The organism is Pseudomonas sp. PsB, from assembly GCF_043658375.1.
Classification (GTDB): domain Bacteria; phylum Pseudomonadota; class Gammaproteobacteria; order Pseudomonadales; family Pseudomonadaceae; genus Aquipseudomonas; species Aquipseudomonas putida_Z.
In genome coordinates this window covers 242,613-267,842 of record NZ_JBIGLU010000005.1, presented here as the reverse complement: position 1 = coordinate 267,842, position 25,230 = coordinate 242,613, and the positions used below count along the sequence as shown (strand labels likewise).

The window sequence follows — 25,230 nt, the reverse complement described above, 5'->3', positions numbered from 1 at the left end:
TTAGCCGCGAACACCGGCGCAGCCGGTGCCATGCACCGCGTTGGATTCTTCGCGGCTAAAGCCGCTCCCACAGGGTATGCGGACTGCTTGCACTTTCGGTTATCTACGCGACAGCGCAGCCCAAAGGGCTGGGCCGGCGATAGGGCCGGGACAGACAACCGGGGCCGATGTCCTTTATGATGCCCGCCATGATCAGAGACCCTTTCGAACGACTCGGCCTGGACCGCGAGGTCCTTACCGTCAGCCAACTGAACGGCCGCGCCCGCGTGCTGCTGGAAGACGTGTTCCGCAGCGTGTGGGTGGAAGGCGAGATTTCCAACCTCGCCCGCCCGGCGTCCGGCCACATGTACTTCACCCTCAAGGACAGCGGCGCACAGGTGCGTTGCGCGCTGTTCCGGCAGAACGCCATGCGGGTGCGCCAGGCCCTGCGCGACGGCCTGGCGGTGCGGGTACGCGGCAAGGTTTCGCTGTTCGAAGGGCGTGGCGACTATCAGCTGATTCTCGACACCGTCGAGCCGGCCGGTGATGGCGCCCTGCGCCTGGCCTTCGAAGCACTGAAGGAAAAGCTCGGTGCCGAGGGGCTGTTCAGCGCCGAACGCAAGCAGCCGCTGCCAGCCCACCCGCAGCGCATCGGCATCATTACCTCGCCCACCGGTGCAGTGATCCGCGACATCATCAGTGTGTTCGGTCGCCGCGCCCCGCAGGTGGAGCTGAACCTGATCCCCACCGCAGTGCAGGGCCGCGAAGCCATTGCACAGATCGTGCGTGCCATCCGCCTGGCCGACAGCCTCGGGTTCGATGCGCTGATCCTGGCCCGGGGCGGCGGCTCGCTGGAAGACCTGTGGTGCTTCAACGAAGAAGCCGTGGCGCGGGCCGTGGCCGCCTGTGTCACGCCGATTGTCAGCGCCGTGGGCCATGAGACCGATGTCTCGATCAGCGACTTCGTCGCCGACGTGCGCGCGCCCACACCGTCTGCTGCCGCCGAGCTGCTGGCCCCCGACAACAGTGGCCTGCAGCAACGCCTGGATGGCCTGCAACGGCGCCTGCTGCTGCGCATGCAGAACCGCCTGACCCACGACCGCCTGCGCCTGGAGTCGCTGACCCGGCGCCTGCGCCACCCGGGCGAGCGCCTGCGCCAGCAGGCCCAACGCATGGACGACCTGGACATGCGCCTGCGCCGCGCGTTCATGCTCAACCTCAACCAGCGCCACGAGCGCCTGGCACGCCTGGATACCCGCCTCGCCGCGCAGCACCCGGGGCGCACCCTGAAACTGCTGGGCCAACGCCTGGACAGCCTGGCCGAGCGCCTGCCACGGGCCATGCGCGAGGTGCTCAAGGACCGCCGCCAGCGCTTCCAGGCCCAGTTGCAGACGCTGCAGGTGGTCAGCCCGCTGGCCACCCTCGCCCGCGGCTACAGCATCCTGCTGGACGAACAGGGCCAGGCCATCCGCAGCGCCGAACAGACCCGCAATGGCCAACGCCTGACTGCCCGCCTGAACGAAGGCGAGCTGTTGGTGCGGGTCGAAGACAACCACCTGACCCCGGTCACCCTCTCACTTCTGGACTGACACATGCCCCGCCTGCTCGCGCCCCTGCTTGCCCTTTCCCTCCTGCTGCTGGCCGGCGGCGCCCAGGCCAGCTACATCACCCGCACGCTGAACAAACCGGTACCCGGCGGCGTGGCGGTGGTCGACCTCGGCCCCGCCGCCAGCGCACCCAGCGCCCGCTTCGACGGCAAGCCGGTGCTGGTGGTGAAAGAGCAGGACAACTGGCTGGCCATCGTTGGCATCCCGCTGACCCAGAAGCCCGGCACCGCGGTGCTGAGCCAGGGCGGCCGTACCCTGCCTTTCAGCGTAGGTAGTAAAAAGTACCCCGAGCAGCGCATCACGCTGAAGAACACCCGCCAGGTCAACCCGAACCCGGCCGACCTCAAGCGCATCGACCGTGAGCTGGCCGAGCAGATCAAGGCCTATCGCAGCTTCAGCCCGACCCTGCCGAGCAACCTGATCCTCGACAAGCCGGTCAGTGGCCCGCTGTCGAGCAAGTTCGGCGTGCGCCGCTTCTTCAATGGCGAAGAACGCAACCCGCATGCCGGGCTGGACTTCGCGGTGCCGGCCGGCACGCCGATCAAGACCCCGGCCAATGGCAAGGTGATTCTGGTGGGCGATTACTTCTTCAATGGCCGTACGGTGTTCGTCGACCACGGGCAGGGCTTTATCAGCATGTTCTGCCATATGTCGAAGATCGATGTGCAGGTGGGGCAGCAGCTGCGCCGGGGCGAGGTGGTGGGGCGTGTGGGCTCGACCGGGCGGGCTACCGGACCGCACATGCACTGGAACGTCAGCCTGAACGATGCGCGGGTGGATCCGGCGATTTTCATTGGCGCGTTCCAGCCCTGAGAGCGGTACTGCCTGTGCCGGCCTTTTCGCGGGTAAACCCGCTCCCACAGGGAAGGCGCTGCACCTGTGGGAGCGGGTTCACCCGCGAAAGGGCCAGCACAGTCGACATCAGTTCAACTGTGTTGCGCCATCGAAAAATACTGCGCAACAATCAATAAGCCAGCCTTGCTTTCATGCCATAAAATCTCGCCTTTAAGCTTTTTTTAAGCATTCCTCTCAATTTTTCCTGAACGCTTGCCATCCCCCACCCCACTGGTTAGGGTTGAAGGCATGAAAACCTTCAGCACCCTCATCCTGCTCCGACAACATCGCAGCCTCTGCCTGGTCAGCGCCCGACTACCAGGCTGAATCGCGTCGCCTCGCCTTTCATCTCGTTATCGCTCGGCAGGCCCGATCTCGGCCGCACACAAAAGGATTGCTTCCATGACCATGCTCAAAGACCCTTCGAAGAAATACCGCGCTTTCCCGACTATCGACCTGCCTGACCGTACCTGGCCGTCGAAGACCATCACCGCCGCGCCAATCTGGTGCAGCTCCGACCTGCGTGATGGCAACCAGTCGCTGATTGAGCCAATGGATTCGGAGAAGAAACTGCGCTTCTGGAAGACCCTGGTGCAGGTTGGCGTGAAGGAAATCGAAGCCTCGTTCCCGTCCGCCTCGCAGACCGATTTCGACTTCGTGCGCATGCTGATCGAAGACGGCCACATCCCGGACGACACCACCATCCAGGTGCTCACCCAGGCCCGTGAAGACCTCATCGCCCGCACCTTCGAGTCGCTGCGCGGCGCGAAGAAGGCCATCGTCCACCTGTACAACGCCACCAGCCCGTCTTTCCGCCGCATCGTCTTCAACCAGGACAAGCAAGGCGTGAAGGACATCGCGGTGAACGCGGCCAAGCTGTTCGTCAAGTACGCCGCCCAGCAGCCGGAAACCCAGTGGACCTTCCAGTACTCGCCGGAAACCTTCAGCGCCACCGAGATGGAGTTCGCCAAGGAAGTCTGCGACGCGGTCATCGAGGTGTGGAACCCGACCCCCGAGCACAAGATCATCCTCAACCTGCCGGCCACCGTGGAAGTGTCCACCCCGAACATCTACGCCGACCAGATCGAATGGTTCTGCCGTAATGTCAGCCGTCGCGACAGCGTGATCATCAGCCTGCACTGCCACAACGACCGTGGCACCGGCATTGCCGCCACCGAACTGGGCCTGATGGCCGGTGCCGATCGCGCCGAAGGCTGCCTGTTCGGCAACGGCGAGCGTACCGGTAACGTTGACCTGGTGACCCTGGCGTTGAACCTCTACACCCAGGGCATCGACCCGCTGCTGGACTTCTCCGACATCGACGGCGTGCGCAAGGTGGTCGAAGAGTGCAACCAGCTGCCGGTGCACCCACGCCACCCGTACGTGGGCGACCTGGTCCACACCGCGTTCTCCGGCTCGCACCAGGACGCCATCCGCAAGGGCTTCGCCAAGCAGCAGGAAGGCGAACTGTGGGAAGTGCCTTACTTGCCGATCGACCCGGCCGACATCGGTCGCAGCTACGAGGCGGTAATCCGCGTCAACAGCCAGTCGGGCAAAGGCGGCATCACCTACCTGCTCGAGCAGGAATACGGCATCAGCCTGCCGCGCCGCATGCAGATCGAGTTCAGCCAGGTAGTACAGGGTGAAACCGACCGCCTGGGCCTGGAAATGACTGCCCAGCAGATCTACAGCCTGCTGCACAAGGAATACCTCCAGGCCAACGCCCCGTACGCGCTGGTCAGCCACCGCCTGCAGGAAGAGAACGGCCACAGCGCCGTGGAAGTGGAAGTCGCCGGTGAAGGCGAAACCACCCTGCACTGGCGCGGCAAGGGCAACGGCGCACTGGAAGCACTGGTGGCCGGCCTGCCGATTGCCGTGGAGATCATGGACTACAACGAGCATGCCATTGGCGCCGGTACCAATGCCAAGGCCGCGGCCTATATCGAACTGCGCGTGGCCGGTGGCCGCCCGGTGCATGGTGTGGGTATCGATGAAAACATCACCACGGCCAGCTTCAAGGCACTGTTCAGCGCGCTGAACCGCTCGCTGAGCCTGCAGGAAGCCAAGGCGGCCTGAGCCGTGCCGCAATGAATGAGGAAGCCCGCATCGTTTGATGCGGGCTTTTTTGTGGGCCTGTGCCGGCCTCTTCGCAGCACAAGGCTGCTCCTACATGGGGCAGCGCAAGGTCAGGATGCTGTGCAGTTCCTTGGAGGAGCAGCCTTGTGCTGCGAAGAGGCCGGTACAGGCACTGCAAGAATTCCAGGCAAAAAAAGGGGCGCCGACCAAGCGCCCCACAAGCCGTAAAGCACACAACAAATTCAGTTGGCGTCTAGCAGCGCCATCGCCTCCGCGCTGCACGCTTCGATCCGCGCCCAGTCGCCGTTCTTGATCCAGCTGCTGTCGAGCATCCAGGTACCACCCACGCACATCACATTGGGCAGCGCCATGTAATTGCGCACGTTGGCCGGGTTCACACCGCCCGTAGGGCAGAAACGAATATCGCCGAATGGGCCGCCAAAGGCCTTGATCGCCGCCACGCCGCCGCTGATCTCCGCCGGGAACAGCTTGAAGCGGCGGTAGCCCAGGGCGTAGCCCATCATGATTTCGGACGGCGTGCTGATGCCTGGCAGCAGCGGGATCTCGCTGTCCACACCGGCGTCGAGAATGTCCTGGGTAATGCCTGGGGTAACGACGAATTGCGCACCCGCAGCTTCAACGGCGGCGAACATACCGCGATCGAGCACGGTGCCGGCGCCGACACAAAGCTCCGGGCGCTGCTCGCGCAACACCTGGATGGCCTTCAGGCCATATTGCGAGCGCAAGGTCACTTCCAGGGTACGGATACCGCCGGCGGCCAGGGCGTCAGCCAGCGGCAGGATGTCTTCCTCACGGGCGATGGTGATCACCGGCAGGATGCGCGCCTTTTCGCAAATGGCGTCGATCCGTGCGGCTTTGTCGGCCATCGAGAGCTTGGACTGTGGGCGTTCGAGGGTGGTCATGACTGTGGATCCTTGGCTCATGGGCACCAGTAGATGTCCAGGGGGGCGTGAAGAAAAGCGCGAATCGGCATTTCGGTAAGGTCGTTGCCAGCCAGCGCGGCGCGCAGGGTAGCGAGTTTGCCCTGCCCTTGTACGGACAGCGCGGTAAAGGCGGAGCTGGCCAGCAGCGAGCGGGTCATCGACAGGCGCTGGTGCGGCACGCTCGGTGCCAGCAAGGGCAGGCAGCGGCGTGGGTTGGCCAGGTCGAGGCCTGCGTCCAGGTTGGGGCTGGCGGGGAACAGCGAAGCGGTGTGGCCATCATCCCCCATGCCCAGCACCAGTACGTCGATCGGCGGCAGCTCGGCCAGGGCCTGATCGGCCTTGCCCGCGGCGGCATCAAGGTTCTCCGCCTGCTGGTAAAGGCCAACGAAGCGGGCCTTGGCCGCCGCGCCCTTGAACAGGTGGCGGGCCAGCAGGCCGGCGTTGCTGTCGGCGTGCTCCACCGGCACCCAGCGCTCATCGGCCAGGCTGACGGTGACCTTGGCCCAGTCGAGGTTTTCGCTGGCCAGCTGCTCGAGGAACGGCACCGGGCTACGGCCACCGGACAGCACCACGCAGGCCTGGCCCTTGGCGGCAATGGCCGCACGCAGGCGCTCGGCCACGTCATGGGCCTGGGTTGCGGCCAGAGCCTTGGCATCCGCCAGCTCGTGTACCTTCACAGCCGCTGGCAGTTTCAGTTCAGATATCCCCATACCACGCCCTCCCATCGCGTGTGATCAGTGCAATCGAGCTCATCGGCCCCCAGGAGCCTGCCGCGTATGGCTTGGGCGCATCGCCCGCGTTACGCCAGCCGGCGATCAGCTGGTCGCACCACTTCCACGCATACTCGATTTCGTCCTTGCGCACGAACAGGTTCTGGTTACCGCGCATCACTTCGAGCAACAGCCGCTCGTATGCATCCGGAATCCGTGCACTGCGCCAGGTATCGGAGAAATTCAGCTGCAACGGGCCGCTGCGCAGTTGCATGCCTTTGTCCAGGCCCTGCTCCTTGGTCATCACCCGTAAAGAGATGCCTTCGTCCGGTTGCAGGCGGATGATCAGCTTGTTACCGATCTGCAAACGCTGTTCCGGGGCGAAGATGTAGTGCGGCGTTTCCTTGAAGTGGATGACGATCTGCGACAGCTTCTGCGGCATGCGCTTGCCGGTACGCAGGTAGAACGGCACCCCCGACCAGCGCCAGTTACGGATGTCGGCACGCAGGGCGACGAAGGTTTCGGTGTCGCTCTGGGCGTTGGCGTTGTCTTCTTCCAGGTAACCAGGCACCGGCTTGCCATCGCTGTAGCCGGCGATGTACTGGCCGCGCACCACACGGGTGCTCAGCCCTTCACCGGTGATCGGTGCCAGGGCCTTGAGTACCTTGACCTTCTCGTCACGGATGGCATCGGCCGACAGTTCGCTGGGCGGGTCCATGGCGATCAGGCACAGCAGCTGCAGCAGGTGGTTCTGGATCATGTCGCGCAGCTGGCCGGCCTTGTCGAAGTAGCCCCAGCGGCCTTCGATACCGACCTTCTCGGCGACTGTGATCTCCACATGGGAGATGGAATTCTGGTTCCACTGGGTTTCGAACAGGCTGTTGGCGAAACGCAGGGCGATCAGGTTCTGCACCGTTTCCTTGCCCAGGTAGTGGTCGATGCGGTAGACCCGGCTCTCCGGGAAGAACCGCGCCACGGCATCGTTGACCCGGCGCGACGACTCCAGGTCGTGGCCAATGGGCTTCTCCAGTACCACCCGGGTGCGTTCGGCCAGCCCGGCCTTGTCGAGGTTTTCGCAGATGGCCCCGTACACCGCCGCAGCGGTGGCGAAGTAGGCGATCAGCGGCAGCTCGCCCGGCAACTGCTCGGCCAGGGCCTGGTAGCCCTCGGGCTGGAGGAAGTCCAGGTGCTGGTAGCTCAGCCTGGCGAGGAAGCGGCCCAGCGCGGCGGGCTCGATATCGGCCTCGGGCACATGCCGGCGCAGGTGCGCTTCGATGCTGTCCAGGTGGCCCTGCGCGCTACCGGCCTCGCGGGCCAGCGCCAGCAGGCGGGTTTCCGGGTGCAACAGGTTGGCCCGGTCGAGCTGGTAGAGCGCAGGAAACAGCTTGCGCAATGCCAGGTCGCCGAGGGCGCCAAACAGGGCAAAGGTGCAAGGTTCGACACTGATCGCAGCCATGATGTTGGTTCTTTCCTAAAGTTGGTCTAGGAATACCGCTTTCACATACGGTTTTCAAGGGATAATGTAGTAAAAACCACAACATTACACACAAGTGTTACAGACAAGTGGTACGTCAACCGCGCCGACAGTACGATAGACGACCGTGCAAAAAGCCTGCTGCTCCCACAGCCGGCTGTCTTCCCGACCCAAGGACACACCCCATGGACCGCGTGCGAAACCTCCTGGAACAGATCCAGGGCCGCCTCGACGAGCTGAACAAGGCCGAACGCAAAGTCGCCGAAGTCATCCTGCTCAACCCGCAACAAGCAACCCGTTTCAGCATTGCTGCGCTGGCCCAGGCGGCCAAGGTCAGCGAACCTACCGTCAACCGCTTCTGCCGCTCGTTCGGCGTCAGCGGCTACCCCGAGCTCAAGCTGCAGCTGGCGCAGAGCCTGGCCAGCGGCGCCGCCTACGTCAGCCGCGCGGTGGAGGCTGACGACGACCCGGCCGCCTACACCCAGAAGATCTTCGCCAGTGCCATCGCCTCGCTCGACAGCGCCTGTCAGCAGCTCGACCCGCAGCAGGTCAGCCGTGCCGTGGACATGATGATCCAGGCCCGGCAGATCCACTTCTTCGGCCTGGGCGCCTCGGCCCCGGTGGCACTGGACGCCCAGCACAAGTTCTTCCGCTTCAACCTGGCAGTATCGGCCCACGCCGACGTGCTGATGCAGCGCATGCTGGCCTCGGTGGCGCACACCGGCGACCTGTTCGTGATCATCTCCTACACCGGGCGCACCCGCGAACTGGTCGAGGTGGCCCGCCTGGCCCGGGAAAACGGCGCCTCGGTGCTGGGCCTGACCGCCGCCGGTTCGCCACTGGCCAATGCCTGCAGCCTGAGCCTGCACATTCCGCTGCCGGAAGACACCGACATCTACATGCCGATGACCTCGCGGATCATCCAGCTGACTGTGCTCGATGTGCTGGCTACCGGCATGACCCTGCGTCGCGGCGTGGACTTCCAGCCGCACCTGCGCAAGATCAAGGAAAGCCTCAACGCCAGCCGCTACCCGATCGAGGACGACGAGCTCAACTGAGCCGGTGTGCCTGCAGGCGCAGGTGGGCACGCTGCCCCGGCGCCAGGCTCAGTCCCTCGCCACTGCCGCTGGCGGCCTCGACACAGACGAAGCGCTGGCATTCACGCCCGGTCACGCCCATCAGCGGGCGGTTGCCCGGGTGCCAGACCACCGTGTCGTCGCTGTCACCGGTATCGATGCACAGCTCGCGCTGCCAGGCCGGGTCCTGCAATTGCACCCGCGGCGTGCCGGGGTAGACCTTCTGGCAACCGCCCTTGAGCTTCAGCGCGCCATCTTCACGGCAGGCCTGGCGGTTCAGGCGGTCGTAGCCTTCGATATCCTCCAGCCCGGACAGCGCTATCTCGGACACGTCACTGATGCGCCAGTAGGCCAGCAGGGCATGGCTCAGCTGGCAGGGTTCGCTGTCCTGGTGCTCGGTGCTCAGGCTCAGCTCCATGCGGCTACCCAGCCGGGCATGCAGGTCGACCTGCCAGTCGCACAGGTCCAGCCGCCATTTCAGCGTTACCCCCTCCTCGTCCTCGCGGCTGTCCACCAGCTTCCAGTCGAGCAGGCGCGCCCAGCCATGGGCCGGCCACAAGTCCTCGCTGGGGTGGCGGCCATACCATGGCCAGCACACAGGCACACCACCGCGGATCGCGCCCACCTGCGGCCACTGCTCGGCGCACCACAGCCAGGGCCGTTCACCCGCTGGTTGAAAATGCAGCAGTTGCGCACCCTGGCGGCTGAACACCGCCTGGCAACGGGGATGGTCGATGATCAGCACATCGCGCTGCTGGTAACGCTCCCACTCGAATGTCGGCCTGGGCCGCTGCGATGTAAAGAAGCGATGGAGCGGATGTTCGGGCATGGTTCAGAGCTCTTGTTGTTTGAGATAGCGCTGTCTCGGCCTATTCCCGACAACCACTGAAGGCCAGTGGCTGCCGGGTACCGAAGTGGATTGGCGTAAATTTACAACAATTGCTCTCAGAATGACGACTGAATCTTCAAACCCGCGACCAGCGCGTTGTCCACCTCATCCACCCCGCCGGGGCTCTTGATGTACTGCAGGTTGGGCCGCACGGTCAGCCAGTTGGTGACGTGGAAGCCGTAGTAGAGCTCGGCGTTGTACTCGGTACGCTGCAGCGGCACGAAGCCTGGGTTGTCGTAATCGCTGATGCCGCTCTGGGCGTTGAGCAGTTCGGCGCGCTTCTTCACGTCGTCGTTCACATGAATGCGCGCCACGCCGAAGCCGATATCGTCCTTGGGCCGGGCGTCGAATGCGCCTTTGTAGACCAAGCCCAGTTGCTGATAGTTGTCGACGACGTTGGTGGCCTGGTCGTGCACGGTGAAGTTGGCGAACAGGCTCAGGCCACGGTTGACGTCGCCGCCATGTGCAGTGACCTGCTGCTGCGCCACCACCCACCAGCCATGCTTGCTGGAGTGCGACTTGAAGGCTTCGCCCGTCAGCGCCTGCGGGTTGCCGTTGACGTCATCGAACACATCGTCGGCCTTGGCCGTGCTGTAGTAGTAACCCAGGCGGTACTCGCCCGGCAGGCCGTTGACCTTGGGTGACCACACCGCTTCCACCGGCAGGATCGCGCCCTTGGTGCCGCTGCCACTGAGCTTGAAGCCGTTGCCGGTTTCCAGGTTGGAAGGGTTTTGCTCGAAGGCGCCGACCTGGACGAAGAATTCCGGGGTGATGTTGTATTTCACCCGCAGCGCCCACTGGCTGACCGGCCAGTTGTACCAGATGCCGCCGACCCAGTTGCCCACCTGCGAGCCGCAGAAGGCCAGGTTCTGGAAATCGCAGGGGAAGCTGTTGAAGTCCTCGCCCTCGCCGAAGCGGCCAAATTTGACGTCCAGTGCGCCGTCGAAGTACTTCTGCTTGACCCACATCTGGGTCAGCCGCCAGGTCTGGCCGCGGCCCCACACTTCCTGCACCGAGCTGAACTGCCCGGCGCGCGGATCGCTGATGCGGTCGTTGGACAGGTTGCGGCCGCTGCGCTCGGTGATCGCCAGTTTGAACTCGGCGTCATGCCAGCCAAAGATTTTCTGCAGGTCCAGGTGCGCGCCCAGGGCGAACTGGTCGCTATAGCGCGCGGTCTTGTCGTCGTTGTAACCGCCGTGCAGGTTACCGGCAACCTCACCGACATAATCGAGGGTGAAGTCATAGCCCTTTTCCAGCAGCTCGGTGCGGGTGCCGCCCCAGTCGCCGGTCATCCACTTCGATTCGCTGGAAAAAGCCTCGGCAGCCTGCGCGCCGCTGCCAGCGGCCATCGCCAGCGGTGCGAGCAAGGCGAGCGAACCTAATGTCCTGATGCGTTTGCGCTGTTCCATCCCTTTGCGTCCTCTTTGTTCTTATTGACGGTGTAGACGAGTTATCGGCCTTTGAAGTGCGCCACATTGTCCTTCATGGTTGCGGCAGTAGTGGCCAGGTGCAGGCGCTCGCCGCTGGCGGCGTCGAACAGCAGCACCCGTGCCGGGTCGAATTGCAGGTTCAGGCTGTCGCCGACCCGGCACGCCACATCCGGCGCCAGGCGGCAGCAGACCTTGGTCTGGTTGAGGGTGACGAACACCAGCAGGTCTGGCCCGGTGGGCTCGGTCACCTGCACCTCGGCGCGAATGCCGGGCAGGCCATTGCCCTCGGCTGCACCCAGGGCAATCTGCTCGGGGCGGATGCCCAGGATGATCTCGCGGCCCTCCAGCTCGTCTGCAGCCACCCCCAGGGGCAGTTCGCAACGCGCCTGGCCGCTGTCGAGCACGGCCAGCAGGCGCCCGTCCTGTTGCGTGAGGCGCACCGGGATGAAGTTCATCGGCGGCGAACCGATGAAGCTGGCGACGAACTGGTTGGCCGGATCGTTGTAGATCTGCTGCGGGGTGCCGAACTGCTGGATGATGCCGTCCTTCATCACCGCCACCTTGTCGCCCAGGGTCATGGCCTCGATCTGGTCATGGGTGACGTACACGGTGGTGGTCTTCAGGCGCTGGTGCATCAGTTTCATTTCGGTACGCATTTCGACGCGCAGCTTGGCATCGAGGTTGGACAGCGGTTCATCGAACAGGTAGATCTTCGGCCGCCGCGCCAGCGCCCGGCCCATGGCCACGCGCTGCTGCTGGCCACCGGACAGCTGCGCCGGCTTGCGCGCCAGCAGGTGCTCGATCTGCAACAGCTTGGCCACCCGCGCCACTTCCTCGTCGATGGCGGCCTGGGGCAGCTTGCGGATCTTCAGGCCGAACTCGATGTTCTCGCGCACGCTCATGGTCGGGTACAGCGCGTAGGACTGGAACACCATGGCGATGTCGCGGTCCTTGGGGCTCATGCCGCTGACGTCCTGCTGGTCGATGAGTATCGCGCCGCCAGTGATCTGCTCCAGCCCGGCGATGCAGTTCATCAAGGTCGACTTGCCACAACCCGACGGGCCGACCAGGATCAGGAATTCGCCATCCTTGATCGACAGCTGGATGTCCTTGAGGGTGTCCGGCAGGCCGCTGCCGTAGGTCTTGTTCACATTGCGAAGTTCGAGCGTTGCCATGACTTACCCCTTTACCGCGCCAGCAGTCAGCCCGCGGACGAAATATTTGCCTGCCACCACGTAGACCAGCAGGGTTGGCAGGCCGGCGATCATCGCCGCCGCCATGTCGACGTTGTATTCCTTGGCCCCGGTGCTGGTGTTGACCAGGTTGTTCAGGGCCACGGTAATCGGTTGCGAATCGCCGCTGGAGAACACCACGCCGAACAGGAAGTCGTTCCAGATCTGGGTGAACTGCCAGATCAGGCAGACCATGATGATCGGCGTGGACATCGGCAGGATGATGCGGCGGAAGATGGTGAAGAACCCGGCACCGTCCAGGCGAGCGGCCTTGACCAGCGCATCGGGGATGCTCACGTAGAAGTTGCGGAAGAACAGCGTGGTGAAGGCCAGGCCGTAGACCACGTGCACCAGCACCAGGCCGGTGGTGGTGCTGGCCAGCCCGAGCTTGCCGAGGGTGAACGAGGCCGGCAGCAATACGGTCTGGAACGGCAGGAAGCAGCCGAACAGCAGCAGGCCGAAGAACAGCTGCGAACCGCGGAAGCGCCACATCGACAGCACATAGCCGTTCAGCGCGCCGATGGCGGTGGAGATCAGCACCGCTGGCACGGTGATCATGATCGAGTTCCAGAAGTAACCGCTGACCGTGCTCCAGGCCTTGACCCAGCCGATGCCGGTAATTACCACCGGCCAGCTCAGCAGGTTGCCGGTGCTGATGTCGTCCGGGGTCTTGAAGCTGGTCAGCAGCATCACCACCAGCGGCACCAGGTACAGCAGCACCGCCAGCAACAGCACCGCGTGGATGGCGATGCGGCTCGGGCTAAGCACCGCTTTGTCGAGAGGGCTATGCATGGCGTTTGCTCCGCAGCTCCGAGTACAGGTAAGGCACGAGGATCGCCAGGATCGCCCCGAGCATCAGGATGGCGCTGGCCGAGCCCATGCCCATCTGGCCGCGGCTGAAGGTGAACGAATACATGAACATCGCAGGCAGGTCGGACGAGTAGCCAGGGCCGCCGGCAGTCATGGCCGCCACCAGGTCGAAGCTCTTGATGGCAATGTGCGCGAGGATCATCAGCGAGCTGAAGAACACCGGGCGCAGGCTGGGCAGTACCACGCGCCAGTAGATGCGCGGCAGGCTGGCGCCGTCGATCTGCGCGGCGCGGATGATCGACGGATCGACGCCACGCAGGCCGGCGAGGAACATTGCCATGATGAAGCCCGAGGCCTGCCACACGGCGGCGATCACCAGGCAGTACACCACCCGGTCGGGATCGATCAGCCAGTCCAGGCGAAAGCCCTCCCAGCCCCAGTCACGCAGCAGCTTGTCCAGGCCCATGCCCGGGTTGAGCAGCCACTTCCAGGCGGTGCCGGTGACGATCATCGACAGCGCCATGGGGTACAGGTAGATGGTGCGGATGAAACCTTCGCGACGGATGCGCTGGTCCAGCAAGACTGCCAGCACTACGCCGATGACCAGGCTGATGGCGATGAACAGGCCGCCGAACAGCAGCAGGTTCTTGCTTGCCACCCACCAGCGGTCGTTGTCGAACAGCCGGGCATACTGCGCCAGGCCGGCCCATTTGTAGGTCGGCAGGAAGGTCGAGGTGGTGAAGGACAGGACGAAGGTCCAGAGGATGTAGCCGTAGAAGCCCACCAGGACGATGAACATGCTCGGCGCCAGCACCAGCTTGGGCAGCCAGCGCTGTAGCGCGTCCAGGGGTGAGGCCCGCAGTTGGGCGGTTGCTGTGGTCATGGTTCACCTCAAAGGCGCCGCACTCCCCTGTAGGAGCGGCCTTGTGTCGCGATGGGCTGCGCAGCAGCCCCAAAGGACTCAAGGTCGATTACCTACCTTAAAGATCGAGTGCGCAGGTTATGGGGCTGCTGCGCAGCCCATCGCGACACAAGGCCGCTCCTACAACGGAATCGCGTCAGCTTTACTGGGCAGCCTTGATCGCCGCCGCCAGCTTCTTCGCCGCATCGGCCGGGTCGGCCTTGGGGTCGTTGATGTAGTTGGTCACCACATCGAAAAACGCGCCCTGCACGGCCAGCGTGGTGGCCATGTTGTGCGCCATGCTCGGCTGCAGGCCGCCATTCTTGGCATCGGCCAGGAAGTCCTTGGCGGAGGTTTGCGCGCAGGCGTCGAAGCCATACTTGCCCATGTCGACCAGCATGTCGTTGCGCACCGGGATCGACCCCTTGTTGCTGCTGAAGACCTTCTGGAAGTCCTCGCCCAGCACCTTGCGGGCAATATCCTGCTGGCCGGCAGACGTGCCGGCGTCGTTCTGCTTGAACACCACCAGCGAGTCGATGTTGTACAGGAACGCCTTGTCGGTGCCGGGGAATGGCACGCACTGATAATCCTTGCCGGCGGTTTTCTTCGCCAGGGTCCATTCGCTCTTGGCCCAGTCGCCCATGATCTGCATGCCGGCCTTGCCGTTGATGACCTTGGCCGCTTCCAGGTTCCAGTCCTGGCCTTTGCCGTCCGGGTCCATGTAGGTGGCGACCTTCTTCAGTTCGGTCAGCGCCTTGACCATCTGCGGGCCGGTCAGGGCCGCGCTGTCGAGGTCGACCAGGGCCTTCTTGTAGCCATCGGCCCCCATCACCGCCAGCACCACGCTTTCGAACACGGTGCTGTCCTGCCACGGCTGGCCGCCATGGGCGAGCGGGATGAAGCCGGCGGCCTTGAGCTTGTCGGCGGCGGCGTAGAATTCGTCGAGGGTGGCTGGCGCCTTGTCGATGCCAGCCTTCTTGAAGACGTCGGGGTTGATCCACAGCCAGTTGATGCGGTGGATGTTCACCGGCACGGCGACATAGTCACCGTCGTACTTCACGGTGTCCGCGACCTTCTTGTCGAGCAGGGAGTCCCACTTTTCGTCCTTGGCCACGCCCTTGAGCACATCGGCGTCGAGCAGGCCGGTGGCTGCCCAGTCTTGGATGTCCGGGCCCTTGATCTGCGCGACACCCGGCGGGTTGCCGGCCACGGCGCGGCTCTTGAGCACGGTCATGGCGGTGGCACCACCACCACCGGCGACGGCGCCGTCCTTCCAGGTGAAGCCATCTTTTTCGACCTGGGCCTTGAGCACATCGACCGCCGCTTTTTCACCACCGGAGGTCCACCAGTGCACCACCTCGACACTGCCTTTGGCATCGGCAGCCAAGGCACTCAGCGGGAACAAGGAGGCCAGTGAGATTGCGGCAGCGAGACGGAGCGTGGAATTCATCGAAGCACCTTTCTTGTTGTTATGCCGTGCAAGTCGATCGCTTGCGTTGCATGAAGTCTAAACAGCCTGCTCGCCTCGCCAGGTAACGAAGCGATGCGTGAATGTCATCGTTTGGTTACATTGCCGGCCAAGTTGCTGGCCAGGCTGGGTGCCAGTGGCAAGCCCGGCAGCAGCAGCGCCTGGTAGGCATGGTAGAGGTCGGGCTTGCCTGGCCAGATGGTCGCGGCCGGCTGGTTGTGCGCATCGAGTTCGTGGTGCCAGCTGCCAGCGCCATGGTCAATGAAATGGTTGGCGATGAAGTCCCAGCAACGGCGGTACCACTGCTCGTAGTGCGCCTCGCCCGTGCGCTGCAACAGGGCCGCGGCGGCGGCGCAGGCTTCGGCATGCACCCAGTGCAGGCGTGCGCGCACCACCGGGCGATCGTCCCAGTCCAGGGTGTAGATGAAACCGGGCGCGCCATCGACGTTCCAGGCTTGCTGGCAGGCTGTATCGAACAACGCGCGGGCACAGTCTGGCAGCCACTGCGGGGCATGCAGGCAGGCCCGTTCCAGGCTGGCTTCAAGATGCAGCAGTAACCGCGCCCACTCCAGGGCATGCCCGGGCGTGGAACCATAAGGCCGGAAGTGGTCGGCCGGGTGCGACTGGTTGTAGTGCGGCAGTGGCTGCCAGAGGGCGTCGAAATGCTCGATGACCCGGTAGCCGTTGGCGGCGGCATGGGTATGGATGATGCGTTCGGCGATGCGCAAGGCGCGTTGCAACCACAGGCTGTCGCCAGTGACGTCTGCCAGGGCCAGGAAGGCCTCGACCGCATGCATGTTGCTGTTGGCGCCACGGTACTGCTCGGGCAACTGCCAGGCGCGGGAGAAGGCTTCCCGCAGGGCACCCTCCTCTTCGCTCCAGAAATGCGCTTCGAGCACCTGCACCGCGCCTGCCAGCAGGGCTGGTGCACCGCCAGCACCTGCCATCACCGCCGAGCTGGCGGCCAGGGCCACAAAGGCATGCAGGTAAGCCGCCTTGCCGCTGTCGTCATGGCCACCGGGGTGGGCGAACCAGCCGCCATAGGTGGCATCCTGCAGCGCGCCACGCAGGGCGGCCACACCGTGTTCGGCATAGGCCAGGTAGCCGGGCACGCCCTGCAGGTGGGCCAGGGCGAAACAGTGGGTCATGCGGGCGGTGATCAGGGTTTCGGCGCGGGCACCGGGGGCAAGCAGGCCTGCGGCGTCGAGGCTGCCGAAGCCATCGGGCAGTTTCGAAGCCGTGGCGAAGGCCAGCAGGCGTTGCCCTTCTGCCATGCGCCAGGCGGTATGGGTCGGGGCGTCGAGCCAGCGGGTGGAAGCCAGGTTGGAGGTGCTCATGGGCCAGCTTGATCCTTGCCAGTCGTCTGCGAATTCTAGTGAGCTGGCCTGGAAGGGAATGTCACCAAGGAAGGTGGATTTGTCACCAGCCAGTGACATTTGTGTTGCTTGTACCGGCCTCTTCGCGGGTAAACCCGCTCCCACAAAGTCCTCATAGGTCCACCAGACTCCGAGGCTAATGCAAAAACCTGTGGGAGCGGGTTTACCCGCGAAGAGGCCGGTACAGGCAACACAACCCTTCAGTCCATGCCCCGCGGCAGATACAAGGTCACCCGCAACCCGCCCTCACGCAGGTTCAGCAAGCTCACCTCCCCGCCATGGCTATGGGCAATGTTGCGCGCAATCCCCAACCCCAGCCCGTACCCCTGCTGCTGCCCGGCCAGACGGAAGTGCGGCTCGAACACTTGCTCCAGCTGCTGCTGCGGCACCCCCGGCCCCTGGTCATCCACCTGCAGCACGAACCCCTCGGCACTGTCGATGATGCGCAACCGTGCCCGCTCGCCGTACTTGATGGCGTTGTCGATCAGGTTGCCGATGCAGCGCCGCAGCGCCAGCGGCTTGCCCGGGTAAGGCGCCAGCGCCCGGCCTTCGAGCGTTATGCGGCCATCGCCCAGGTAAGGCTCGGCCAGGATTTCCAGCACCTGGTTGAGGTCGACCGGCTCGATGTTCTCGTGGATGTCGGTGTCCTTCACGCACTGCAACGCGCCTTTGACCAGCAGCTCCAGCTCGTCCAGGTCCTGGCTGAACTTGGCCTGCAGGCGCTCGTCCTCCAGCAGCTCGACGCGCAGGCGCAAGCGGGTGATCGGCGTGCGCAGGTCGTGGGAAATGGCACTGAACAGCTGGCTGCGCTCGGTCAGGTAGCGGCTGATGCGCTCGCGCATGCTGTTGAACGCACGCCCTACCTCGACCACCTCGCTGCCGCCACCTTCGGCCACCGGCGCCACATCGGCGCCCAGCGACATTTCCCGCGCAGCCCGGGCCAGGCGCTTGAGCGGCCAGCTTTGCCAGTGCACCAGCAAGCCGATGAACAACAGCAGCAAGGCCGTGGTCAGCACGATGAAGCCGATCTGCTGACGCGGCAGACGCTCGGCTTCCAGGCTGGTGTAGGGCTCGGGCAGCAGCGAGGCGATGTACAGCCACTCACCCTCGCCCAGGCGGATCTGGGTGACCAGCACCGGCGGGTTGAGTGGCTCCAGGGTCAGCGAGTAATGCGCCCAGGAGCGTGGCAGTTCGTCGAGCTTCAGGCCGCTGTTGAAGATACGCAGGTCGTCCGGCCCGACGAACTCCACGGAAATTTCCATCTGCGAACCCAGGCGCTCATGCAGCACTTGCTGGAACACATCGATCACCGCCTGCTTACGCGGGGTAACCGGCAGTAGCGGCATGTCCAGCGGCTTGGCGTTGAGCGACACGAAAAAGCGCGTACCGCCCATGCTGCGCAGCTGGTCGAGGACCATCGGCCGGTAGGCCACCGGCAACGAGCGGAAGTAGCTGACACTGGCACTCATCGAATGAGCCAGGCTGCTGGCGCTGGCACGCAGGCCCTGCAACTGGCTGGCGCGCAATTGGGCAACCCAGATGATGCTCGACAACCCCTGGGCCAGCAGCACTACCAGCAGGGTCAGCAGCAGCATGCGCCCCAGTAGCGAGCGCGGCAGCAGCCGCCAGCGCCGTTCAGGGCGCATTGCAGACATGGGCAGCCAACAGGTAGCCGCTGCCGCGTACGGTGCGGATCAGCCGGGGTGGTTTGTCGGTATCGCGCAGGCGCTGGCGCAGGCGGCTGACCGCCATGTCGACGATGCGGTCCAGCGGCATCGGCTCGCGGCCACGGGTGGCGTTGCCGATGGTGTCGCGGTCGAGGATCTGCTGTGGGTGGTCGAGGAACAGCTTGAGCAGGGCGAAGTCGGCGCCGGAGAGAATCACCTCCTCACCGTCGCGATGGAACAGGCGGTGGCTGACCGTGTCCAGGCGCCAGTCGTCGAAGGCCAGCACCGCACTGCCCGGCGCCGCCTGGCCGAACTCGGCGCGGCGCAGCAGGGCCTTGATCCGCGCTTGCAGTTCGCGGGGGCTGAACGGCTTGCCCAGGTAGTCGTCGGCGCCCAGCTCCAGGCCGATGACCCGGTCGGTTTCGTCGGAGCTGGCGGTGAGCATGATGATCGGTACCCGTGCCTGACGCGGGTGCTGGCGTACCCAGCGGCACAGGCTGAAGCCGTCTTCGTCGGGCAGCATGACATCGAGGATGACCAGGTCGCAGGGGGTGGATTCCAGCGCGCGGCGAAAGCCCTTGCCGTCGGCTTCGGCATGCACCTGGAAGCCGGAGCGGCTCAGGTAGGTTTGCAGCAGTTCGCGGATTTCCTGGTCGTCGTCGACCATCAGGATCGATTTGCCGGCAGTGCTCAAGGTGGTCCTTCCTCTTGTTGATTGCAGGTCTTTTTGCCTGCTGTCGGGTGTTGCCTTCGGGGCTGCCTTGCAGCCCATCGCGACACAAGGCCGCTCCTACAGAATGGCGCGGCCCCGTGTAGGAGCGGCCTTGTGTCGCGATGGGCCGCACAGCGGCCCCCTGCTACCTATCGGTTATCCAGCGCCTGCTGCAAAGCCACCCCGGCCCCCAGCAACCCGGAAAACTCCGCCGTCACCAGCCAAACCGGTACGCCAGCGAAATAGCCACTCATGCAGCCCTTGTCGGAAAAACTCGCGGCAAACCCGCTGCGCACGAACAGCTCGGCAAAGCGCGGGATCACGCCGCCGACAATATAGACCCCACCCCGCGCGCCCAGCGTCAGAACATTGTTACCAGCGACTCGGCCGAGGAACCGGCAAAACTGCTCGATCACCGCCAGCGCCCGCGGCTCGCCGCCGAGCGCGGCATCGGTGATCTGTGCCGGGGTCTTGTGTCGGGGTGTGTCGCCGTCCAGCGCGCAGATTGCCTGGTACAGGCGCAGCAGGCCACCGCCACTGAGCACGGTTTCGGCGCTGACATGGCCGATCTGCCCGTGAATCTGTTGGTGAATCGCTGCTTCGCGGGCATTGCCCACCGGCAGGTCGACGTGCCCGCCCTCGCCCGGCAGGGCATGCCAGTGCTGTTCGCCCAGGCGCAATAGCGCACCCACGCCCAGCCCGGTACCCGGGCCGATGACCAGGGCCGGCCGCGACAGGTCCGCCTGGCCTGGGCACACTTCGCGGAACTCGCCGGGGCGCAGGCGGGTCATGCCCAGCGCCATGGCGGTAAAATCGTTGATCAGCAGCAGCCGCTCGACCTGCAATGTCTGGCAGAAGGCCACGCGGCTGAGGCGCCAGTGGTTGTTGGTGAAGCGGAACTCATCGCCATTGACCGGCCCGGCCACCGCCAGGCACACCGCTGCCAGGCCGCCGCGGGCGATGCCCTGGCCTTCCAGGTAGGCCTCGATAGCCTGCTCCGGGCAGGTGTAGTCAGCAGTGGCGAAGACCTTCACTTCATGCAGCTGGTTGTCACGCCACAACGCAAAACGGGCATTGGTGCCGCCGATGTCGCCAACCAGCAGGTCCTTCATTTGAGGTTCTCCAGGGCCGAGGTGAACGCACTGGCGCCCTGCTCTGCCGGGCTGAACGCCACGCGCATGAAGCCGAACAGCTCGCGCCCGCAGCCCAGGTCGTTGCCCTGTGGCGCTGGCGGCAGGTCGCGGCTGGCCAGTTCTTCGGCCGACACCATTACCCGCAGCGTGCCTTCGACACCATCGACCCGCACCATATCACCATCGCGCACCCGTGCCAGCGGGCCGCCGTCATAAGCCTCGGGGCAAACGTGAATGGCCGCCGGGATCTTGCCCGAGGCACCGGACATGCGCCCGTCGGTAACCAGCGCCACCTTGAAGCCACGGTCCTGCAGCACGCCGAGGAACGGTGTGAGCTTGTGCAGCTCGGGCATGCCGTTGCAGCGAGGGCCCTGGAAGCGCACCACGGCGACGAAGTCACGCTCCAGCTCGCCGGCCTTGAACGCATCGGCCAGCGACTGCTGGTCGTGGAACACCCGTGCCGGGGCCTCGACCACCTGGTGCTCTGGGGCGACAGCGGACACCTTCATCACGCCGCGGCCAAGGTTGCCCTCCATCACCCGCAGGCCGCCTTCGGCCGAGAACGGCCGCGCCACCGGGCGCAGGATGCTTTCGTCCAGGCTGTGCTGCGGCCCTTCGCGCCACACCAGCTTGCCGTTGTCGAGGAACGGCTCCTGGGTGTAGCGGCGCAGGCCATGGCCGGCCACGGTGTTGACGTCTTCGTGCAGCAGCCCGGCATCGAGCAGCTCGCGGATCAGGAAGGCCATGCCGCCCGCGGCCTGGAAGTGGTTGATGTCGGCCTTGCCGTTGGGGTAGACGTGGGACAGGGTCGGTACCACCTCGGACAGGTCGGCCATGTCCTGCCAGGTCAGCTGGATACCCGCGGCCTGGGCAATCGCCGGGATGTGCAGGGTATGGTTGGTCGAGCCACCAGTGGCGTGCAGGGCAACGATGGAATTGACCAGCGCCTTCTCGTCGACGATTTCACCCAGCGGCATGAAGTTGCCGCTGGCCTTGGTCATGCGCGTGACCTGCTGCGCGGCCTCGGCGGTGAGCGCGTCGCGCAGCGGTGTGTACGGGTTGACGAACGAGGCGCCCGGCAGGTGCAAGCCCATCACTTCCATCACCAGCTGGTTGGTGTTGGCAGTGCCGTAGAAGGTACAGGTGCCAGGGCTGTGGTAGGACTTCATCTCCGACTCCAGCAGCTCTTCGCGGCTGGCCTTGCCTTCGGCGTAGCGCTGGCGCACATCGGCCTTCTGCTTGTTGGAAATGCCGGAGACCATCGGCCCGCCCGGAACGAAGATGGTCGGCAGGTGGCCGAAGCGCAGCGCCCCCATCATCAGGCCGGGGACGATCTTGTCGCAGATGCCCAGCATCAGCGCGGCGTCGAACATGTTGTGCGACAGGGCCACGGCGGTGGACATGGCGATCACTTCGCGGCTGGCGATGGCCAGCTCCATGCCCGGTTCGCCCTGAGTCACGCCATCGCACATGGCCGGCACGCCACCGGCGAACTGGCCGACCGAGCCGACCTCGCGCAGGGCCTGCTTGATCTGCTCGGGGAAGTGCTGGTACGGCTGGTGCGCCGAAAGCATGTCGTTGTAGGCCGAGACGATGGCCACGTTGGCCGCGTTCATCAGGCGCAGGGTCTGCTTGTCGTCGCTGCCGCAACCGGCCACGCCATGGGCGAAGTTGGCGCACTGCAGGCTGGCACGCATGGGGCCGTCACTGGCCGCGCCGCGAATCAGTTGCAGGTAGCGTTCGCGGGTGGCACGGCTACGTTCGACCAGCCGCTGGGTGACCTCAAGGATGCGCGGATGCATGTACTGGACTCCAGGCTAATTGTAAGGGCGGTTTGCCGGGCATTTCCCCTCCAAACGATTGCGGCCTAGGCTCAAGGTAGAGGAGCCCGCTGCATCGATGGAGGCACGTCGCCCAACCACTCGTTGTATGTTTAAACAAAATACTGCCACTAAAAAGGCTTGTTTTCTATCGGCAGGTGAATAATCTTGTAATTCCAACAACAAAACCGTTTCAGTGAAGCTCCTTTGTGCCACAGGTTTCACTCGGACTGCCAGAGGTACTGCCATGACCCTACGCATCGCCATCAATGGATTCGGCCGCATCGGGCGCAACGTCCTGCGCGCACTGTATACCCAAGGCTACCGCCAGGACCTGCAGGTCGTCGCCATCAACGACCTGGGCGACAGCGCCATGAATGCCCACCTGCTCAAGTACGACAGCGTGCACGGCACCTTCGACGCCAGCGTCGAGGCCGACCACGAAAGCCTCACGGTCAATGGTGACCGTATCGCGGTCAGTGCCATCCGCAACCCGGCCGAACTGCCCTGGAAGGCCGAGGCGATCGACGTGGTGTTCGAATGCACCGGGCTGTTCACCGAGCGCGCCAAGGCCGCCGCCCACCTGGCTGCGGGGGCTGGCAAGGTGATTGTCTCGGCACCGGCCAAAGGCGCCGATGCCACCGTGGTGTACGGGGTCAACCATGACATCCTGCGGGCCTCGCACCAGATCATTTCCAATGCCTCCTGCACCACCAACTGCCTGGCACCGATTGCCCAGGTGCTGCACCGCGAGTTCGGCATCGAACAGGGCCTGATGACCACCATCCATGCCTACACCAACGACCAGGTGCTGACCGATGTGTACCACGGCGACCCGTACCGTGCGCGCTCGGCGACCCAGTCGATGATCCCGAGCAAGACCGGCGCTGCCGAGGCCGTGGGCCTGGTGCTGCCGGAGCTGGCCGGCAAGCTTACCGGCATGGCGGTACGGGTGCCGGTGATCAACGTGTCGCTGGTGGACCTCACCGTCAACCTCAAGCGCGAGGCCACGGCCGAGCAGGTCAACCAGCTGTTCCTCGAGGCCAGCAAGCATTCCAGGGTATTGGGCTACAACGCCTTGCCGCTGGTTTCCTGCGATTTCAACCACAACCCGCTGTCGTCGATCTTCGATGCCAACCATACCCGGGCCAACGGGCGCATGCTCAAGGTGCTGGCCTGGTATGACAACGAGTGGGGGTTTTCCAACCGCATGCTGGATAACTGCCTGGCGTTGTGCCGCGCCCGCTGAATTTCTCAACCTGATGCGGCCAATGTGGGTGTGACCCTTGTGGGAGCGGCCTTGCGTCGCGAAAGGGCTGCAAAGCAGCCCTCGGACCTCAGCGGTGGTGCTGAGACCTCCGGGGCCGCTTTGCGGCCCTTTCGCGACGCAAGGCCGCTCCCACAAAAAGCATGCCGGCGCCAGCCACTCACAATCTTTACCTTTTCCTAACATTTCCAGGCTTGACCTTCGAGATGGATGATAAGCATTATCATTAACCTTTCGTCGGCCAGGTCCCCCAGTGAGTCAGTCCCGGTTCAACTCTGTCTTCCTCGTCCAGCGCCTTATCCTGCTGCGCACCTTGCAGCGCATGGTGGGCAACCCCAACACGGCCGAGGACCTGTTGCAGGAAACCTACCTGCGGGTGTCCCGTGCCCTCGGTGAGCGGCCCATCGAACACATCGAACCGTTCGTGTTCCAGACCGCGCGCAACCTGGCCCTCGACCACCTGCGCGCGCGCCGGGTGCAATCGCGCATGCTGGTCGATGACGTGCCCGACGAGGTCCTGCACAGCGTGGCCGCGCCGGCCACCAGCAGCGAGGATGCGGCCCATGCCGAGCAGTTGCTCAAGCACCTGAGCATCAGCCTCAACCAATTGAGCGAACGCCAACAGCGCATCTTCATCCTCAGCCGCCTGCATGGCGCCACCTATCTGGAAATCGCCGAACAACTGAATGTTTCGCCCAGCACGGTGCAGAAGGAACTGAAACTGATCATGGCGATCTGCATGGGTGTCGCCGACCGCCTCAAGTGAGGCAACGCAAAGCCCTTGCCACACCCCGCCTCAGCCTTGATCATTCGCAAAAAACCATTCAAGGATTCACCGTGACCGACAGCCCTGTCCCTCGCCCGTCACCTGCCGGGCCCAGCGCCCGTGCTCGTGCCATGGACGAGGCGCTGGACTGGCTGGTGCGCCTGCAATGCGCCGACGCCGAGGACACCCAGGCCTTCGAAGCCTGGCTCAGCGCAGCGCCGGAAAATGCCGAGGCCTATGTCGAGGCAGAAGCATTGTGGAACGGCGCACCGCTGCACCAGGTGGCCCTGCAGATGCATCAGCAACAGCGCCGCTCGTGGCGCGGGCGCCTGCGCAGCCACTGGAAACCCCTGGCCACGGCGGCGCTGCTGCTGGTCGGGCTTTTCACCCTCGGCAACCTGCCCATGCGCCTGCAGGCCGACCACCTGACGGTGGTGGGCGAGCGCCAGCGCCTGCAGCTGGAAGACGGCGCGAAAGTGCTGCTCAACACCAATTCGGCATTTGCCAGCGAGCAGCGTGACGGCCGCCAGATCGCCCGCCTGCTACAAGGCGAGGCCTATTTCCAGGTCCCCGAGGGCGCGCTGCTGCCACTGGAAGTGCAGGCCGGGCCGTTGCGCGCGCAGGTGCGCGACACCGACTTTGCCGTGCGCTACCTCGACGGCGAGGCACAGGTGCGGGTGCAGCGCGGCGATGTCGACCTGCAGGGGGCCCGCGACCAGCGCATCCGCCTGAGTGCCGGCGACAGCATCAGTGTCGGCCCCCAGGGGTTCGGCCAGCGCCAGCGCCCCGACATGCACAAGGACCTGGCCTGGGTCGACGGCCGCCTGGTGTTCGAGAACTGCCCGCTGAGCCAGGTGCTGGCCGAGGTGCAGCGCTACTACCCGGGCTGGATCATCAACCGCAATGCACAGCTGGAAGACATGGCGGTCACCGGCAACTACCGCCTCGACCAGCCGCTGGAAACCCTGCGCGCGCTGGCCCACATCACCTCGGCACAGCTGCATGAGTTCCCGGCGCTGGTCATCCTGAACTGATCCGCAAATCTGAAACCCGACACGG

21 protein-coding genes are annotated in these 25,230 nt (G+C 64.7%); 7 read left to right on the top strand and 14 right to left on the bottom strand.

Annotated elements, in window-relative coordinates; genetic code table 11:
- The first annotated feature begins 188 nt into the window (after positions 1-188).
- From xseA to leuA, 3 genes are all read left to right on the top strand, one after another.
- Positions 189-1,568 carry an exodeoxyribonuclease VII large subunit gene (xseA, locus tag ACGLHT_RS10275; protein WP_274119708.1) on the top strand — a complete coding sequence of 460 codons (1,380 nt, stop codon included), beginning with the start codon at positions 189-191 and terminating at the stop codon, positions 1,566-1,568.
- A 3-nt stretch (positions 1,569-1,571) separates the two neighbouring features.
- On the top strand, positions 1,572-2,399 hold the full coding sequence (locus tag ACGLHT_RS10270) for a M23 family metallopeptidase (RefSeq protein ID WP_137163084.1): 828 nt from the start codon (positions 1,572-1,574) through the stop codon (positions 2,397-2,399).
- 423 nt (positions 2,400-2,822) lie between these two features.
- Complete coding sequence (gene leuA, locus ACGLHT_RS10265; protein WP_085587545.1) at positions 2,823-4,496, top strand: 2-isopropylmalate synthase; 1,674 nt, start codon at positions 2,823-2,825, stop codon at positions 4,494-4,496.
- Positions 4,497-4,738: 242 nt separating this feature from the next.
- On the opposite strand, the gene ACGLHT_RS10260 is transcribed toward leuA, so the two are convergent.
- From ACGLHT_RS10260 to zwf, 3 genes are read right to left on the bottom strand one after another with little or no spacing between them, the layout of a single operon-like run.
- Positions 4,739-5,419 (bottom strand): bifunctional 4-hydroxy-2-oxoglutarate aldolase/2-dehydro-3-deoxy-phosphogluconate aldolase, encoded by a 681-nt coding sequence (locus ACGLHT_RS10260; protein ID WP_274119709.1) that lies wholly within the window; start codon positions 5,417-5,419, stop codon positions 4,739-4,741.
- A gap of 17 nt (positions 5,420-5,436) precedes the next feature.
- The gene (gene pgl / locus ACGLHT_RS10255; RefSeq protein WP_274119710.1) at positions 5,437-6,150 is read right to left on the bottom strand and encodes a 6-phosphogluconolactonase; all 714 of its coding nucleotides are present in this window, start codon (positions 6,148-6,150) and stop codon (positions 5,437-5,439) included.
- Entirely contained in the window at positions 6,137-7,606 is a 1,470-nt protein-coding gene (zwf, locus tag ACGLHT_RS10250) for a glucose-6-phosphate dehydrogenase (protein ID WP_085616745.1), read from the bottom strand. The genes pgl and zwf overlap by 14 nt, the downstream gene beginning before the upstream one ends.
- A 212-nt stretch (positions 7,607-7,818) precedes the next feature.
- Between zwf and hexR the strand changes: the two genes are divergently transcribed.
- Positions 7,819-8,682, top strand: coding sequence for a DNA-binding transcriptional regulator HexR (gene hexR / locus ACGLHT_RS10245; protein WP_169774905.1), 864 nt, complete (start codon positions 7,819-7,821; stop codon positions 8,680-8,682).
- Here hexR and ACGLHT_RS10240 read toward each other — a convergent pair.
- The 11 genes from ACGLHT_RS10240 to edd all read right to left on the bottom strand — a co-directional run bounded on the left by ACGLHT_RS10240 (position 8,675) and on the right by edd (position 22,120).
- On the bottom strand, positions 8,675-9,529 hold the full coding sequence (locus ACGLHT_RS10240; protein ID WP_013971129.1) for a D-hexose-6-phosphate mutarotase: 855 nt from the start codon (positions 9,527-9,529) through the stop codon (positions 8,675-8,677). The genes hexR and ACGLHT_RS10240 overlap by 8 nt on opposite strands.
- A 116-nt stretch (positions 9,530-9,645) precedes the next feature.
- Positions 9,646-10,938, bottom strand: coding sequence for a carbohydrate porin (locus ACGLHT_RS10235; RefSeq protein WP_238067667.1), 1,293 nt, complete (start codon positions 10,936-10,938; stop codon positions 9,646-9,648).
- A 101-nt stretch (positions 10,939-11,039) separates the two neighbouring features.
- Positions 11,040-12,194, bottom strand: a complete 1,155-nt coding sequence (locus ACGLHT_RS10230; protein ID WP_075043902.1) for an ABC transporter ATP-binding protein — start codon at positions 12,192-12,194, stop codon at positions 11,040-11,042.
- Positions 12,195-12,197: 3 nt separating this feature from the next.
- Positions 12,198-13,043 (bottom strand): carbohydrate ABC transporter permease, encoded by an 846-nt coding sequence (locus ACGLHT_RS10225; RefSeq protein WP_274078571.1) that lies wholly within the window; start codon positions 13,041-13,043, stop codon positions 12,198-12,200.
- On the bottom strand, positions 13,036-13,944 hold the full coding sequence (locus ACGLHT_RS10220; RefSeq protein WP_025337868.1) for a carbohydrate ABC transporter permease: 909 nt from the start codon (positions 13,942-13,944) through the stop codon (positions 13,036-13,038). Before ACGLHT_RS10220 ends, ACGLHT_RS10225 begins: the two co-directional genes overlap by 8 nt.
- A 181-nt stretch (positions 13,945-14,125) precedes the next feature.
- Positions 14,126-15,412, bottom strand: a complete 1,287-nt coding sequence (locus ACGLHT_RS10215; RefSeq protein WP_274119711.1) for an ABC transporter substrate-binding protein — start codon at positions 15,410-15,412, stop codon at positions 14,126-14,128.
- Positions 15,413-15,516: 104 nt separating this feature from the next.
- The gene (locus ACGLHT_RS10210) at positions 15,517-16,767 is read right to left on the bottom strand and encodes an AGE family epimerase/isomerase (RefSeq protein ID WP_274119712.1); all 1,251 of its coding nucleotides are present in this window, start codon (positions 16,765-16,767) and stop codon (positions 15,517-15,519) included.
- 239 nt (positions 16,768-17,006) lie between these two features.
- Positions 17,007-18,461, bottom strand: coding sequence for an ATP-binding protein (locus ACGLHT_RS10205; protein ID WP_025337865.1), 1,455 nt, complete (start codon positions 18,459-18,461; stop codon positions 17,007-17,009).
- The gene (gene gltR, locus ACGLHT_RS10200; protein ID WP_025337864.1) at positions 18,442-19,167 is read right to left on the bottom strand and encodes a two-component system response regulator GltR; all 726 of its coding nucleotides are present in this window, start codon (positions 19,165-19,167) and stop codon (positions 18,442-18,444) included. Before gltR ends, ACGLHT_RS10205 begins: the two co-directional genes overlap by 20 nt.
- Positions 19,168-19,334: 167 nt before the next feature.
- Positions 19,335-20,297 (bottom strand): glucokinase, encoded by a 963-nt coding sequence (locus tag ACGLHT_RS10195; protein ID WP_274119713.1) that lies wholly within the window; start codon positions 20,295-20,297, stop codon positions 19,335-19,337.
- A complete protein-coding gene (edd, locus tag ACGLHT_RS10190) occupies positions 20,294-22,120 on the bottom strand; it encodes a phosphogluconate dehydratase (RefSeq protein WP_238067316.1) in 1,827 nt (608 codons plus the stop codon). Before edd ends, ACGLHT_RS10195 begins: the two co-directional genes overlap by 4 nt.
- 265 nt (positions 22,121-22,385) lie before the next feature.
- Between edd and gap the strand changes: the two genes are divergently transcribed.
- The 3 genes from gap (at position 22,386) to ACGLHT_RS10175 (ending at position 25,205) form a co-directional block, all read left to right on the top strand.
- Positions 22,386-23,387, top strand: coding sequence for a type I glyceraldehyde-3-phosphate dehydrogenase (gene gap / locus ACGLHT_RS10185; RefSeq protein WP_041506241.1), 1,002 nt, complete (start codon positions 22,386-22,388; stop codon positions 23,385-23,387).
- A gap of 271 nt (positions 23,388-23,658) precedes the next feature.
- A complete protein-coding gene (locus ACGLHT_RS10180) occupies positions 23,659-24,171 on the top strand; it encodes an RNA polymerase sigma factor (RefSeq protein WP_137163075.1) in 513 nt (170 codons plus the stop codon).
- Between the two features lie 71 nt (positions 24,172-24,242).
- On the top strand, positions 24,243-25,205 hold the full coding sequence (locus ACGLHT_RS10175) for a FecR domain-containing protein (RefSeq protein ID WP_274119714.1): 963 nt from the start codon (positions 24,243-24,245) through the stop codon (positions 25,203-25,205).
- The last annotated feature ends 25 nt before the right edge of the window (positions 25,206-25,230 follow it).